General features: G+C 72.0%; 12 protein-coding genes. 10 read left to right on the top strand and 2 right to left on the bottom strand.

Annotated features, from left to right (window positions below; all coding sequences use genetic code 11):
• The first annotated feature begins 641 nt into the window (after nucleotides 1–641).
• From OHB44_RS11870 to OHB44_RS11855, 4 genes are all read left to right on the top strand, one after another.
• Complete coding sequence (locus OHB44_RS11870; RefSeq protein WP_266303090.1) at nucleotides 642–1,826, top strand: zinc-dependent alcohol dehydrogenase; 1,185 nt, start codon at nucleotides 642–644, stop codon at nucleotides 1,824–1,826.
• A gap of 64 nt (nucleotides 1,827–1,890) precedes the next feature.
• Nucleotides 1,891–2,811, top strand: a complete 921-nt coding sequence (locus OHB44_RS11865) for an SDR family NAD(P)-dependent oxidoreductase (RefSeq protein ID WP_330440803.1) — start codon at nucleotides 1,891–1,893, stop codon at nucleotides 2,809–2,811.
• 112 nt (nucleotides 2,812–2,923) lie between these two features.
• Nucleotides 2,924–3,928, top strand: a complete 1,005-nt coding sequence (locus OHB44_RS11860) for a serine hydrolase (protein ID WP_238686243.1) — start codon at nucleotides 2,924–2,926, stop codon at nucleotides 3,926–3,928.
• A 124-nt stretch (nucleotides 3,929–4,052) separates the two neighbouring features.
• Nucleotides 4,053–5,201 carry an MBL fold metallo-hydrolase gene (locus OHB44_RS11855; protein ID WP_330440802.1) on the top strand — a complete coding sequence of 383 codons (1,149 nt, stop codon included), beginning with the start codon at nucleotides 4,053–4,055 and terminating at the stop codon, nucleotides 5,199–5,201.
• Between the two features lie 50 nt (nucleotides 5,202–5,251).
• Here the strand turns inward: OHB44_RS11855 and OHB44_RS11850 are convergent, their stop codons facing one another.
• Nucleotides 5,252–6,763 (bottom strand): deoxyguanosinetriphosphate triphosphohydrolase family protein, encoded by a 1,512-nt coding sequence (locus OHB44_RS11850; protein WP_330440801.1) that lies wholly within the window; start codon nucleotides 6,761–6,763, stop codon nucleotides 5,252–5,254.
• A 154-nt stretch (nucleotides 6,764–6,917) separates the two neighbouring features.
• On the opposite strand from OHB44_RS11850, the gene OHB44_RS11845 reads away from it, so the two are divergent.
• From OHB44_RS11845 to OHB44_RS11835, 3 genes are all read left to right on the top strand, one after another.
• A complete protein-coding gene (locus OHB44_RS11845) occupies nucleotides 6,918–9,392 on the top strand; it encodes a Tex family protein (protein ID WP_330440800.1) in 2,475 nt (824 codons plus the stop codon).
• 332 nt (nucleotides 9,393–9,724) lie between these two features.
• Nucleotides 9,725–10,609: an aminoglycoside phosphotransferase family protein gene (locus OHB44_RS11840; RefSeq protein WP_330441218.1), complete on the top strand. Its 885-nt coding sequence runs from the start codon at nucleotides 9,725–9,727 to the stop codon at nucleotides 10,607–10,609.
• Between the two features lie 24 nt (nucleotides 10,610–10,633).
• The gene (locus tag OHB44_RS11835) at nucleotides 10,634–11,101 is read left to right on the top strand and encodes a hypothetical protein (RefSeq protein ID WP_330440799.1); all 468 of its coding nucleotides are present in this window, start codon (nucleotides 10,634–10,636) and stop codon (nucleotides 11,099–11,101) included.
• Here the strand turns inward: OHB44_RS11835 and OHB44_RS11830 are convergent.
• Nucleotides 11,031–11,978: a DUF389 domain-containing protein gene (locus tag OHB44_RS11830; protein WP_330440798.1), complete on the bottom strand. Its 948-nt coding sequence runs from the start codon at nucleotides 11,976–11,978 to the stop codon at nucleotides 11,031–11,033. The two genes, OHB44_RS11835 and OHB44_RS11830, sit on opposite strands and share 71 nt — an antisense overlap.
• A gap of 241 nt (nucleotides 11,979–12,219) precedes the next feature.
• Here OHB44_RS11830 and OHB44_RS11825 point away from each other — a divergent pair, with 241 nt between their 5' ends.
• Genes OHB44_RS11825 through OHB44_RS11815 form a run of 3 tightly spaced genes read left to right on the top strand, consistent with a single transcriptional unit; the run spans nucleotide 12,220 to nucleotide 14,716 of the window.
• Entirely contained in the window at nucleotides 12,220–12,930 is a 711-nt protein-coding gene (locus OHB44_RS11825) for a sugar transferase (RefSeq protein ID WP_308193733.1), read from the top strand.
• Nucleotides 12,927–14,075, top strand: coding sequence for a DegT/DnrJ/EryC1/StrS family aminotransferase (locus OHB44_RS11820; protein WP_330440797.1), 1,149 nt, complete (start codon nucleotides 12,927–12,929; stop codon nucleotides 14,073–14,075). Before OHB44_RS11825 ends, OHB44_RS11820 begins: the two co-directional genes overlap by 4 nt.
• Entirely contained in the window at nucleotides 14,072–14,716 is a 645-nt protein-coding gene (locus OHB44_RS11815) for an acetyltransferase (protein WP_238686250.1), read from the top strand. Before OHB44_RS11820 ends, OHB44_RS11815 begins: the two co-directional genes overlap by 4 nt.
• The last annotated feature ends 1 nt before the right edge of the window (nucleotide 14,717 follow it).

Below are 14,717 nucleotides of genomic sequence, written 5' to 3'. Positions count from 1 at the left end.
ACAAACCGGCCCACGGACAGGGCCACAGACCGGGCCACAGACCGGGCCACGACAAGGCCACGAACCGGGCCACAGACCGGGCCGCGGAGCGCACGGGGTTGATCGACTCGCGTTTCTTGAAGTCGCGGTATCCGAGGCGCGTTGATAGGCCGATTTCCTGAAACCCGAGTGGATCATGTGCCGCTTGGGAGATGCGGCGGGCGCACCGCGTTGGGCTCGCTCCGAGGCACGGGGCACACCGGGCAAGGGCACACCGAGACACGAGCCAGACCGAGACGCGAGCCAGACCGAGACGCGAGCCAGACCGAGACGCGAGCCAGACCGAGACGCGAGCCAGACCGAGACGCGAGCCAGACCGAGACGCGAGCCAGACCGAGACACGGGGCACACCGCGGGATGGGGTCGAGCCGGCTACGGGCAGTGGCCACCCACGGTCTGGGGGGCGACCGTCCCCGGCGTAGGGATCAAGCCTGACCGCCCGAAGCCGGGGACGGTCGCCCCCCAGACCCCCACCGCAACCGACAAGAGGTCGCCCTCCAGCCCTCACCGCAACCACTCACAGGCCAGCGACGGGCGGCCGGTTCAAGTGCCTGAGCCCGGGTAGCAGTCTTACGAGACGGCAGTGAGAAGGGATGAGGGACATGAAGGCGCTCACCTGGCAGGGCAAGCGAGACGTACGGGTCGAGGAGGTCCCGGACCCTCGGATCGAGGAGCCGACCGATGCGATCGTGAAGATCACCTCGACTGCGATCTGCGGTTCCGACCTGCACCTGTACGAGGTGCTCGGGCCGTACCTGAAGCCGGGTGACGTGCTCGGACACGAGCCGATGGGCATCGTCGAGGAGGTCGGTTCGGAGGTGACCGGGCTCAAGCCGGGCGACCGGGTGGTGGTGCCGTTCAACATCGCCTGCGGCAGTTGCTGGATGTGCCAGCGCCAGCTCTACGCGCAGTGCGAGACCACCCAGGTCACCAGCGAGGGCAAGGGCGCGTCCCTGTTCGGCTACACGTCGCTCTACGGTTCGGTGCCGGGCGGGCAGGCCGAGTACCTGCGCGTCCCGCAGGCCCACTTCGGGCCGATCAAGATCCCGCAGACCGGCGCGGACGAGCGCTACCTCTACCTGTCCGACATTCTGCCCACCGCCTGGCAGGCGGTGAAGTACGCGGACACCCCACCGGGTGGCACCCTGGCCGTCTTCGGCCTGGGCCCGGTCGGGCAGTTCTGTGCCCGGATCGGCCGTCACCTCGGCGCGGGCCGGGTGATCGGGCTGGACCTGGTTCCCGAGCGGCTGGAGTTGGCCCGCCGGCACGGCATCGAGGTGCTCGACGTGAGCCAGCTGTCCGACGTGCCGGGCGCGTTGATCGATCTGGTCGACGGGCGCGGCCCGGACGCGGTGATCGACGCGGTCGGGATGGAGGCGCACGGTTCGCCGGCGGGGAAGTTGGCCCAGACCGCCGCCGGGCTGTTGCCGGACAAGCTGGCCCAGACGATGACCGACCGGGCGGGCGTGGACCGGTTGTCAGTGCTGCACGCCGCGCTCAAGGCGGTTCGTCGCGGCGGCACGGTGTCGCTCTCCGGGGTGTACGGCGGCGAGGCGGACCCGATGCCGCTGATGGAGATGTTCGACAGGGGCATCCAGTTGCGGATGGGCCAGTGCCACGTGCGCCGGTGGACTGACGAGATCCTGCCGCTGCTCTCCGGCGACGACGACCCGCTGGGCGTGGAGGACCTGCGTACCCACCGGGTGCCGCTGGCCCGGGCGCCGCAGGCGTACGAGATGTTCCAGAAGAAGGAGGACGGCTGCATCAAGGTCGTCCTCGAACCATGAGTGCGAGGAGTGAGCCGGGGTTGCGAGCCCCGCAGTCACGAATTCAAGTGGCACCGTGAGCCGGGTGGTCGTGATCGTTGGCGCGAGCAGCGGGATCGGCCGGGCGACGGCCCGGGCGTTCGCCGAGCGCGGCGACCGCCTGGTCCTCGCCGCTCGCGCCACCACGACCCTGGCCGAGGTACGCGCGGAGTGCGCCGACGTCGACGTGCTGACCGTGCCGACGGACGTGACCGAGCCGGACGCGCTGGACGCGCTCGCGGGCGCCGCTGTCGACCGCTTCGGCCGCATCGACGTGTGGGTGCACACGGCGGCGGTGATGGCCTACGGGCGCTTCGACGAGCTGCCGGAACGGGTCTTCGACCAGGTGGTACGGACGGATCTGCTCGGCGCGGCCGGCTCGGCGCGGGTGGCGCTGCGGCACTTTCGGGCCACCGGGGCCGGCACGGTGATCCTCACCGGTTCGGTGCTCGGGCACATCACCGCGCCGTACATGAGCGCGTACGTGGCGAGCAAGTGGGGGTTGCAGGGTCTGGTCCGGACGGTCCAGCAGGAGTTGCGTGACAGCCCGGAGATCCGGCTGTGTCTGGTCAACCCGGGCAGCGTGGACACACCGGTGTACCAGCAGGCGGCCAACTATCTGGGCCGGATCGGGCGGCCTCCGCCGCCGGTCGCCGGCCCGCAGCGGGTGGCGCGGGCCATCGTGGACTGCGTGGACCGACCCCGCCGGGAGGTCTCGGTGGGCCGGCTCAACGTGGTGCTGCGGGCCGGCTTCACAGTGCTGCCGGGGGTCTACGACGTCCTCGTCGGCCCGCTGATGCGGGCGGCGGGACTGAGTGGACAGTCAGTCGCCGCGCACGACGGCTCGGTCTTCGCTCCGAACCCCTCCGGTGAGGCCGTCCGTGGCGGTCACCTGCCCGACCTGCGGCAACTCCTGTTCGGACCGGTCGGAGCTGTGCACGCCGCACTGCGCCGACGGTTCGGTTGACCTGTTCGGGACTGTTCGGGACATATTCGGGGGCATCGTGCGTCGATCAACTCGCCTAGGGTGGTGGGCCAGCAAGCGCTCAGGCACACCACGATCGGGGAGACGATTGACCATGCGACTGAACCGCAGAACGGCACTCGGACTGGGCACGGTGGCCACCGCCGGCACGGTGCTGGGCGCCGCTGCCCCGGCGAGCGCCGCCGAGACCACCGAGGCGTCGCCGACCACCCCTGCTCGGGCCGCCCTTCGGGTCGCCTCCGTCTTCACCAAGCACAGCGTCGCGGCCGGCGGAAACTGGCAGGCGTACGTCAGCGTCGCCGACCCGGCCGGTGCGCCGGTGGTCGCGGTCGAGGCTGACGCGGACCGGCGGATCGAGGCGTACAGCGTCAACAAGATCGCCGTCGCCACGGCGGTGCTCGACAAGGTCGACCGGGGGCTGCTCACCCTGGACCAGCAGGTCGAGGTGAGCGCGGCGATCGTCGTACCGGGCGGTGACGGCATCTTCAGCCTGGACGGCGCGTACCCGAGCCTGGTGACCATCGGGCACGTGCTGGCCAACCTGCTGACCGTCTCGGACGACACGGCGGTGCGGCTGTGCGGGCTGGTCGCCCCGGCCGCCGAGATCAACTCCATCCTGGTCGCCAAGGGCTTCCCGAACACCCAGGTGCAGCCGGTGGCCAACCCGAACCGGTTCTTCCTCGGCACCAGCACCCCCCGGGAGACGCACGACCTGCTGCGCGCCCTGGTCGCTGGCACGCTGCTCTCCCCCGCCTCGACGACGTACCTGTTGGGCATCCTGCGCTCCCCGGTGGCATTCACCGACGGCATCCGGCGCACCATGTCCTCCGACGAGCGGGCCCGGATCGCCACCAAGGCCGGTTGGTACGCCGACGCCCGGCACGAGGCCGGCGTGATCTTCGACCGCTCCGGCGCGGCGGTGCTCACCTACGCCCTCTTCGCCGACGGGCAGGCCAACCCGGAGGACTTCGGCGCGACCCACCCGGCGGTGCAGGCCCGGGCCGCCATGGGCCCGAAGTTCCTGGCCGCCGTGGACCGGATCGCGGGCGTGGGCAAGACGTTCCGGATCACCGCCCGACGCCCCAGCAACGGCGGCTAGGGCACCCGCTGAGCGCGTCCCGGGTCGGTCGCCGCTGCCGGCGACCGACCCGGCGTGGCGACCACCGAGGCACGGGTCGGTCCGGGTGACTACCGTGTAGGGCGGACACGTCGGAGGGACGGCAATGGCACGAGCGCAGAACACGGACGTCGAACGGTCGCTCGGGCGGCGGATGCGGGGCGCCGCTGGCCTGGCCGCGCTGGCCGGCCTGGCCTGGGTCGCCCGGGATGTGCCGGCGGCGCTGGGTGGCCGGCTCAGCGGGGCGCGGGCCGAGCGGGCGGCCCGCTCGCCGCAGTTCCGCGAGGGGACCTTCCACAACCGGGCCGGCACCCGCACGATGATCGCCGAACCGGGGCGCAACCTGGTCCGCGAGCTGATCTTCGGCAAGCAGAAGCGGCGTCCCACCACAGCCGTCCCGCTGCTGCGCCCCAGCGCCGGCGGACCGGAGGCCGCCGACAGCGCCGACGAGCTCAACATCGTCTGGTACGGCCACGCCTCGACCCTGATCGAGATCGAGGGCCGGCGGGTGCTGCTCGACCCGGTCTGGAGCGAGCGGTGCTCCCCCTCGGGTCTCGTCGGCCCACGCCGGCTGCACGAGCCACCGGTGGGCATCGACGAACTGCCCCCGCTGGACGCCATCCTGATCTCGCACGACCACTACGACCACCTCGACATGGCCACCGTGCGGGCCCTGCTCGCCGGGCAGTCCGCGCCGTTCCTGGTGCCACTCGGCGTGGGCGCGCACCTGGACCGCTGGGGCGTACCCACCGAACGGATCATCGAGCTGGACTGGTCCGAGTCGCACCGGGTGGCCGGCCTGGAGATCACCGCCACCGCCGCCCAGCACTTCTCCGGCCGAGGACTACGCCGCGACGGCACGCTCTGGAGTTCGTGGGTCGTGGCCGGGGCGCGTCGCAAGGTCTTCTACACCGGCGACTCCGGCTACTTCGACGGGTACGCCGAGATCGGCGCCGAGCACGGGCCGTTCGACGTGACGCTGATGCAGATCGGCGCGTACGACAGGGCCTGGCCGACGATCCACATGTTCCCGGAGGAGGCGGTCGACGCCCACCTCGACCTGCGCGGCGGGCTGTTCGTGCCGGTGCACTGGGCGACGTTCAACCTGGCCCTGCACGACTGGTCCGAGCCCGTCGACCGGCTGTGGGCCGAGGCGAAGGCCCGCGACGTGCGGCTCGCCGTGCCCCGGCCGGGCGAACGGGTGGTGGTCGACGAGCCGCCCGCCGTCGACGGTTGGTGGCAGGCCGTCGCCTGAGTCAGGCCGAGCACGCGTCGCCTGACCTCGGGCCGTCGCCTGGCCTCGGGTCAGAGCACGAACGCGTCGGTCCAGAGCGCGCCGGACCGGCCGGAGAGCGCGTCCAGCATGGCCACCGCCTGACCGTCGGTGAGCTGCGCGACGAAGTCCACGATGGCTCGGCCCCGGGCACGACCGATCCGGTCCGAGGTACGCGGGTGCAGCTCTGCCTCGGCCAACTCGACCAGATCGTGCAACCGCCGGGGGAGGCGGGACTCCTCCTCCGGGTCCAGCAGCCACTCCCAGAGCGCCTCGACCAGGGTGCCCAGCAGTCGGGCCTGGCCGCGCTGGTGCAGGGCGAGGTCCGGGCGGGCCAGCACGAACCGGTGGTGGACGAACTTGAGCACCTGCACCTCGTGCCACTGGGCGCAGCCCAGCAGCACGTGCCCGGAGCGCACCGACGGCTGTTCGGTGACCGTTATCGCCTCGACGAAGCGGGTGGACCAGCGGGCAGAGAACCGGGCCACGTACTGCTCGGCCTCGATCGAGCCGTCGAACGGCATCGCGAGCAGCCCGTCCACCAATTCCTCGCGGACGTGCTCGACGGCGGCGGCGAACGCGTCGTCGTCGGCGATCCAGGCGTCCTTGCGGTGCAGTTGCCGGCGTAGCCGCTCGATCGCCGCCCCCGGTCGCCGGGCAGCCGTGGCCAACGCCGCGTCGGTGATCGCCCGCAGTTGCCCGCTCTCGCGCTGCCAGGCCATCAACTCAGCGGAGACCGAGCCCTGCTGGAGCACCCCGACCCGGTAGAAGTCCTCCACGTCGTGGATGGCGTACGCGATGTCGTCGGCGGTGTCCATCACGGACGCCTCCACCGTCTGCTGCCAGTCCGGGATGCGACCGGCGAACGGGGCTCGGGCCTGCCGCAGGTCGTCCAGCTCGGTCCGGTACGCGCCGAACTTCGAGGAGCCGCTCTCGGGGTCGTCCGGCGGCGGGGTGGCGCCGCGCGGCGGCGGGTCCATGGCGCGAGGGTGCGGATCGGGGTGATCCAGCCGGGTCCACGGGTACTTCAGCATGGCCGCGCGGACCGCCGCGGTCAGGTCCAACCCGGTGGTGGCCGCGCCGCGGATCTCGGTGCTGGTGACGATGCGGTACGACTGCGCGTTGCCCTCGAACCCGTCGGAGAGGCCGAGACGCTGTCGGGCCAGCCGGTCCAGCACCCGCTCGCCCAGGTGCCCGAACGGTGGGTGGCCGAGGTCGTGGGCGAGCGCCGCCGCCTCCACCACGTCGGGGTCGCAGCCGCCGAGCTTGTCCAGCAGGTCACGCCACCGTTCGTCGGCGCTCAACCGCTCGGCGACCGCCCGGGCCACCTGGGCGACCTTGAGGCTGTGGGTGAGCCGGTTGTGCACCAGCAGCCCCGAACCGACCGGGCTGATCACCTGGGTGACACCACCGAGGCGGGCGAAGAACGGCGAGCCGACGATCCGGTCCCGGTCGGCACGAAACGGGTTGGCCGTGAGGTCGCCGAGGGCCCGGGCGCTGCCGCCGAAGAGCCGCCGGGCGCGCGGCTCCGCAGCAGATTCCATGATCGCCACGCTAGCGCAGGCCCGACGGGACCGCCGCCGGTCACCCCGGCCGGGCGCCACGGTTCGCTCCCCCGCCCCGGCCGGGCGCGGCGACAGCACCCGGGCGCGCCCGGCAGAATGCAGGAGTACCCACTCCCGAAGGCGGATCGAGATCGTGACCCAGTCTGTTCATCAGCGGATCGCCGACGAGCTCGGCGTGGCCGAGCGTCAGGTGCGGGCGGCCGTGGAGCTGCTCGACGGCGGCGCCACAGTGCCGTTCATCGCCCGCTACCGCAAGGAGGCCACCGGCCTGCTCGACGACACCCAGCTGCGCACCCTGGAGGAGCGGCTGCGCTACCTGCGCGAGCTGGACGAGCGGCGGGCCGCGGTGCTGGAGTCGATCCGCGGCCAGGGCAAGCTGGACGAGGCCCTGGAAGCGCAGATCATGGCCGCCGACTCGAAGTCCCGGCTGGAGGACATCTACCTCCCGTACAAACCGAAGCGGCGGACCCGTGCGCAGATCGCCCGCGAGGCCGGGTTGGCGCCGTTGGCCGAGACGCTGCTGGCCGACCCGAGTCAGGACCCGCGGGCCACCGCCGCCGGCTTCGTCGATGAGGACAAGGGCGTCGCCGACGCCGCCGCCGCACTGGAGGGCGCTCGGGCCATCCTCATCGAGACCTTCGCGGAGGACGCCGACCTGATCGGCACGCTGCGCGAGCAGATGTGGTCGCGGGGCCGGCTGGTATCCCGGGTACGCGAGGGTCAGGAGACGGCCGGCGCGAAGTTCGCCGACTACTTCGAGTTCTCCGAGCCGTACCCGAAGCTGCCCTCGCACCGGATCCTGGCGATGTTCCGGGGCGAAAAGGAAGGCGTGCTCGACCTGACCATGGAGTCGGAGGAGGCGGGCGAGGCGGACGCCGTACCGACCGGCCCGACCCGGTACGAAGCGGCCATCGCCGGCCGGTTCGGGGTGTCCGACGCGGGCCGCCCGGCCGATCGTTGGCTGACCGACACGGTCCGCTGGGCGTGGCGTACCCGGATCCTCATCCACCTCGGCGCGGACCTGCGGATGCGGCTGTGGCAGGCGGCCGAGGAGGAGGCCGTCCGGGTCTTCGCCACCAACCTGCGGGACCTGCTGCTCGCCGCGCCGGCCGGCACCCGACCCACGATGGGCCTGGACCCGGGCCTGCGGACCGGCGTGAAGGTGGCAGTGGTGGACGCCACCGGCAAGGTGCTCGCCACCGACACGATCTATCCGCACGAGCCGCGCCGGCAGTGGGACGCGTCGGTGGAGACCCTCGCCCGGCTGGCCGGGGCGCACGGGGTGGAGCTGATCGCGATCGGTAACGGCACGGCCTCCCGTGAGACCGACAAGCTCGCCGGTGAGCTGATCGCTCGGCATCCGCAGCTCAACCTGACCAAGGTGATGGTCTCCGAGGCCGGCGCGTCGGTCTACTCCGCCTCCGCGTACGCCTCGCAGGAGTTGCCCGGGATGGACGTGTCGCTGCGCGGCGCGGTCTCCATCGCCCGCCGCCTCCAGGACCCCCTCGCGGAGCTGGTCAAGATCGACCCGCGCTCGATCGGCGTCGGCCAGTACCAGCACGACCTGTCCGAGGTGAAGCTGTCCCGTTCCCTGGACGCGGTAGTGGAAGACTGCGTGAACGCGGTCGGAGTGGACGTCAACACCGCCTCCGCGCCGCTGCTGACCCGGGTCTCCGGGATCGGCGCCGGCCTGGCCGAGAACATCGTGCTGCACCGGGACGCCAACGGGCCGTTCCGTACGCGTACCGAGCTGAAGAAGGTGGCCCGGCTCGGGCCGAAGGCGTTCGAGCAGTGCGCCGGCTTCCTGCGCATCCCCGGTGGCGACGACCCACTGGACTCCTCCAGCGTGCACCCCGAGGCGTACCCGGTGGTGCGCCGCATCCTCTCCACCACCGGGCAGGACCTGCGCTCGGTGATCGGCAAGAGCGGCATTCTGCGCGGGCTGCGGGCCACCGACTTCGTCGACGACCGGTTCGGCCTCCCCACCGTCACCGACATCCTCGCCGAGTTGGAGAAGCCGGGCCGGGACCCCCGCCCGGAGTTCCGCACCGCCACCTTCGTCGAGGGGGTGGAGAAGATCAGCGACCTGACGACGGGGATGGTGCTGGAGGGCGTGGTCACCAACGTCGCCGCGTTCGGCGCGTTCGTCGACGTCGGGGTGCACCAGGACGGTCTGGTGCACGTCTCGGCGATGTCCCGGACCTTCGTGAAGGACCCTCGCGAGGTGGTGAAGTCCGGCGACGTGGTCAAGGTCCGGGTGCTCGACGTGGACGTACCCCGCAAGCGGATCTCGCTGACCCTGCGCCTGGACGACGAGCCCGCGGCCGGCGGTGGTGGTAGCCGGACCGACCAGGAGGGACGTGGCGGCCCGGCGCAGCGTGCGCCGCAGGGTGGTCGCGGTGGGCAGGGCGCATCCGCTGGCCCGCAGGGTGGTCGCGGCACCGGACAGCAGGACGGTCGCGGTGGCGGCCAGGGCGGTCGCGGAGGCCAGCAGGGCGGTCGTGGCGGCGGGCAGCAGGGAGGTCGCGGCGGGCAGCAGCGGCAGGGCGCGCCGGCGCCAGCCAATGACGCGATGGCCGAAGCCCTGCGCCGCGCCGGACTGGCCTGACCCCGTTCGGCACGTAAACCCCGTCCCGTCCCGTCGATCATGGAGTTGTGGTCGGGCGACAAATCGCCCGAATAAGACCAAGCCCAGGCACCACAACTCCATGATCGACGAAGCCGATCCGCCCTTCCCCGTCGATCTTGCATTTACTGTCCCGACATAAGTTGGCATTCCGCCTATTTCGACGACCGAAAGTGCAAGATCGGCGCGGGTGCCGCACCCCCTGACCCAGCCCGACCGGGCCAACCGCGGGCGGTGGCCCGCGTGGGCGGTGGGGGCGGTGGGAAAACCGCTCGCTTGGCCGCGAGGTTCGGGGTGATGATCTCGCGGTGAGGATGCACGCCGATCAGGTGGACGTGAGCGTGGACGTGGTTTCCGCGCTGGTGGCCGAGCAGTTTCCGCTGTGGCGGGGCCTGCCGGTCCGGCCGCTCCCCTCGACCGGCACGGTGAACGCCCTGTTCCGGCTCGGCCGGGACATCGTGCTGCGGTTTCCGCTGCTCCCCTCGACCGATCCCGAGCTGCGCGCCGAGCTGCGGCGCGAGCAGGCGCACGCCGTGCTGCTCGGCGGGAACCTGCCGGTCGCGGTGCCCGAGCCGCTCGGCCTCGGCGAGCCGGGCGACGGCTACCCCGGGCCGTGGACGGCGTACCAGTTCATTCCGGGCGAGACGGCCCAGCCCGACCGGATCGCCAACCTCGACGTCTTCGCGCGGGACCTGGCCGGCGTGGTGACCGCCCTGCGCGGCATCGACACCGGCGGGCGGGTCTGGTCCGGGGACGGGCGCGGCGGGCGGCTGGCCGCCGAGGACGACAGCGTGCGGGCCGCGCTCGCGCTCAGTGGCGCGCTCACCAACACGACCGCGCTCAGCGAGGTGTGGGAGCGGTGCCGGGACGCACGCCGCGACGACCTCGCCGACGTGTGGATCCACGGCGACCTGATGCCGGGCAACCTGCTGGTCCGTGACGGCCGGCTGGCCGCCGTCATCGATCTGGGCGCGGTCGGCGTGGGCGACCCCGCGGTGGACCTGATGCCGGCGTGGAACCTGCTCGACGCGGGTTCCCGCGAGACGTACCGGCGGGCGCTGGGCGTGGACGACGCGACGTGGGAGCGGGGGCGCGGCTGGGCCCTGGAGCAGGCGATCAACGCCCTGCACTACTACGTCGAGACCAACCCGGTGATGGCCGGCATCGCCCGGCACACGCTGCGGGCCGTGCTCGACTGAGTCGGCTCGCGTACCGTCGGCGTCGTGGGTGAGCGAGACGCCGGGGAGTGGCGGGATCGGCAGCGGCAGGCGGTGCGGGCGCACGCCGACGCGGACGCGCGGCGGCGGGCCGCCGAGCACGCGGAGGCGGCGGAGCTGGTGGCCTGGTTCGTGGCCGAGGCGACCCGGCGGGGGCTGCGCACCACCCGGCTGGTCGCCCGGGGGTACGACGGGCGTGGGCGCTACCGGACCGGGTTGACCGGCTGGTACGTCGACCGGGCCGAGACCCGGGCGGTGGACGTCGCTGGCCGGTTCCATCTGCTGACCGTGCCGGGCGGTCTGCGGGCTCGGCTGTTCGGCGTCGATCCGCAGCCCAGTCCGGCGCCGTTGGTCGTCGGAGCGGGAGGCCGCGACGGTGAGTCGATCCCGCTGCGGACGCTGCTCACCCGGCTGCTGGGCGACGGGCCCGCCGGGCCAGGCTCCACCACCACGCCTGCTGCACCACGAGGGTGAGCAGGCCGGCAAGGACGATCGCGGACAGGTTGATCACCAGTTGCAGCGCCGAGCCGCCCGCTTCGTCCCACACTCCGTAGGCGGCCGCTACCGCCACGTTCGCCGCCGCCGGAACCGTGGTGACCGAGATCAGCACGCCGACCAGGCTGCCGGACTTCTTCGACGTCAGCGAGAGCATGCCGGCGACACCGGCGAGTAACCCGACCACCCAGGACAGCGCGTCCGGCCGCCAGATGAAGTCGGTGAGCGGGCGTTCGGCGAGCAGCATCTCCCGACTGACCAGGCCGACGGCCGTCAGCGCCCAGGTGCTCAGCACGGTCGCCACCATGGCCGTCAGGAAGCCGACCGCGAGAGCCTGCACCGAGCGGCCGACCACCCCGAGTTCGCGGCGCAGCAGCGCCACGCACAGCGCGGCGAGTGGGCCGAACTCCGGGCCGACCACCATCGCCCCGACGATGAGGATCGGCTGGTCCAGCAGCACACCGATGCCGGCGATCATGGTGGCCACCACGATCAGCACGAGGTAGGTGCCGGACAGTTCGGTCTGCTCGCCGGTCTTCGCGGCGATCTCGTCCCAGACCACCGCGTCCGCGCCGCTGCCCGGTGCCCTGTCCGCCGCCCGGTCGGCCGACGCGGAGATGGTCAACTCGACGTCCTCGGCGGCGATGCCGCCGCTGGTGTCCACGCCGATCCGCTGCAACTGCCGCAGTACGCGGTCGGCGCTCTCCCGCACCACGTCACAGAGGATCAGGTCGCCCGATGGCTGCCGGGCAGCACCGGGCAGCACGGCCAGATGGGTCACCCCGGCCTCCGCGGTGAGCAGGTCGACGACCTCCGCCGACCGGTCCACCGGGGCGATCACCCTCAGGTGCAACACGTCATTCCCCCTCGCCCGACCGGCCAGTTCTTCCCTCGCCCGACCGGCCGCCGCGACTCTACCGCTCGGTCTATTGGCCGCAAGAGCTGCACAAGGCCGCGGATCTGGCCGTGTCCGACTACGGGGTTTCGGGGTTGATCGGGGGAATGCGGACCGACCGTCGCTATTCAGCATCGGCGCACGGTCTGTCCTGGTATGACGAATACATACCTTTTTGAAATATCGCGTGGGAGGTCACAACGTGCCGGTGCCTGGTCTCGTCGACGCCGACCTGTCGCTGCCCCGGACCAGCCCGGAGCGGGGTAAGCGAATCATCGACGTCGTCGTGGCGGCGGTCCTTCTCATCCTGGCGTCACCGGCGTTGATCGTGGTGACGGTGCTGGTCGCGGTGGGCCTCGGTCGCCCGGTGCTGTTCCGCCAGTGCCGCGCCGGACTGCACGGCCAGCCCTTCGAGATGGTCAAGTTCCGCACCATGCGGCCACCCAACCTGAGCCTCGGTCTGCTCGGCGACCGGGACCGACTCACCCCGCTCGGACGCTGGCTGCGCGCCAGCAGCCTGGACGAACTGCCCACGCTCTGGAACGTGCTGCGTGGCGACATGAGCCTGGTCGGCCCACGGCCACTGCTGCCCGAGTACCTCGGTCGCTACTCGCCCCACCAGGCCCGACGACACGAGGTGCGGCCCGGCATCACCGGGTTGGCCCAGGTGCGAGGACGCAACAGCCTCAGCTGGGACGAGAAGCTGGACTTCGACGTGCGGTACGTGGACAGCCACAACATGAGAACCGATCTGTCGATTCTCGCCGCGACAGTGCGGACCGTGCTGCGTCGCGAGGGGATCTCCGCGGCGGGGTTCGTCACGGCTCCCGAGTTCATGGGTACGTCGCACTGGTCGCCGCCCCCACGCAGCGACTCGAACACCGCGACCACAGGCTCGGGCGGCGCCCGATGAGTGAAACCGTCTACCTGTCCCCGCCGGACGTCGGGCCGCTGGAGGAGTCGTACCTGGTCGCCGCCCTCCGCTCGGGGTGGGTTGCCCCGGTCGGCCCCGATCTCCAGGCGTTCGAACATGATGTCGCCGAGCGGGTGGGCACCGGCGGGGCCGTCGCCGTCAACTCCGGGACGGCCGCCCTGCACCTGGCGCTGCTCGGCGTCGGCGTCGGACCAGGCGACGTGGTCATCGTGCCCACGCTGACCTTCATCGCCACCGCCAACGCGGTCCGCTACACCGGGGCCCGGCCGGTCTTCGTCGACTGTGACCCCCGCACCGGCAACGTCGACGTGGGTCTCGTCGACGACCTGGTGCGACGGCTGCGGTCCCGCGGCGAGCGGGTCGGCGCTGTCGTGCCGGTCGACATGTTCGGCAGCTGCGTCGACTACACCCGACTCGTCCCGCTCTGCGCCGAGGCCGGTATCCCGCTGGTCGAGGACGCTGCCGAGGCGCTCGGCTCGCACCATCGAGGCCGCCCGGCCGGGTCCTTCGGGCAGGTCGCGGCGCTTTCCTTCAACGGCAACAAGATCATGACCACCTCCGGCGGTGGGATGCTCGTCTCCGACGACGCGGCACTGCTCGCCAAGGCCCGCCACCTCGCCACGCAGGCGCGGGAACCGACGCCGCACTACGAGCACCGCGAGACCGGCTACAACTACCGGCTGAGCAACCTCCTGGCCGCGCTCGGCCGGGCCCAGTTGGTCCGGCTGGACGGGATGATCGCCCGCCGCCGTCAGCTACGTGACCAGTACGCCAAGGTGTTCGCACCGGTGCCCGGTGTCGAGTTGGTCGGCGTCGAGGACACCGACTCGAACTGCTGGCTCACCGTCATCACAGTGGACGAGGAGCACTGCGGCTGGCGGGCCGCCGACCTGGCAGCCCACCTCGCGGGGCGGAGCATCGAGACGCGGCCCGTCTGGAATCCGATGCATCGCCAGCCCGTCTTCGCCGACGCCGAGAGTCTGCTCACCGGGGCCTCCGACCGACTCTTCACCCACGGGCTCGCCCTGCCCAGTGGCAGCGCCCTGACCGAGCACCAGGTCGGGCGCGTCTTCGAGGCGATCGACGAGTTCCTGACCAGCCACAGCGGGGTGCGGGCGGCATGACGACTCCACTGGTGATCGTCGGCTGCGGTGGCCACGGACGCGAGGCGCTGAGCATCGCCCGAGCGATGAACGCCGCCGCGGGCCGGCCGCGATGGCACCTGGTCGGCTTCGTCGACGACCGACCCAGCGAGGAGAACCTCAAACGGGTGCAGAAACTGGACGTCGCGTACCTCGGCGGGCTGCCGTGGCTGCGCGACGCCCCTGCCGACACCCATCACGTCATCGGCATCGGGGACCCTCGGACCCGACGGGCAGTGGCCCAGCGCGTCGACGCCTACGGCACGCCGGCGACCAGCCTCATCCACCCGGCCGCGACGGTCGGGCCGGACACGGAACACGGCAGCGGGTTCGTGGCGTTCGCCGGGGCCCGGGTCACCACCAACGTGGCCATCGGCCGGCACGTGCATCTCAACCAGAACGCGACGGTCGGCCACGACAGCGCTCTCGCCGACTTCGTCTCGGTGAATCCACTCGCTGCCGTATCGGGCGACTGCCACCTCGGCGAGGCAGTGCTGATCGGCACCACCGCCGCGGTGCTCCAGGGGCTGCGGATCGGTCGCGACGCCACCGTCGGCGCGGGCGCCTGCGTGACCAGAGACGTTCCCGCCGATGCCGTGGTCAAGGGCGTACCAGCGCGCTGAC

Origin of the sequence: Micromonospora sp. NBC_00821, from assembly GCF_036347035.1 — a bacterium.
Taxonomy (GTDB): Bacteria; Actinomycetota; Actinomycetes; order Mycobacteriales; family Micromonosporaceae; genus Micromonospora; species Micromonospora hortensis.
The sequence above is the reverse complement of the archived record's forward strand: the minus strand, read 5'-3'. Positions and strand labels throughout refer to the sequence as shown.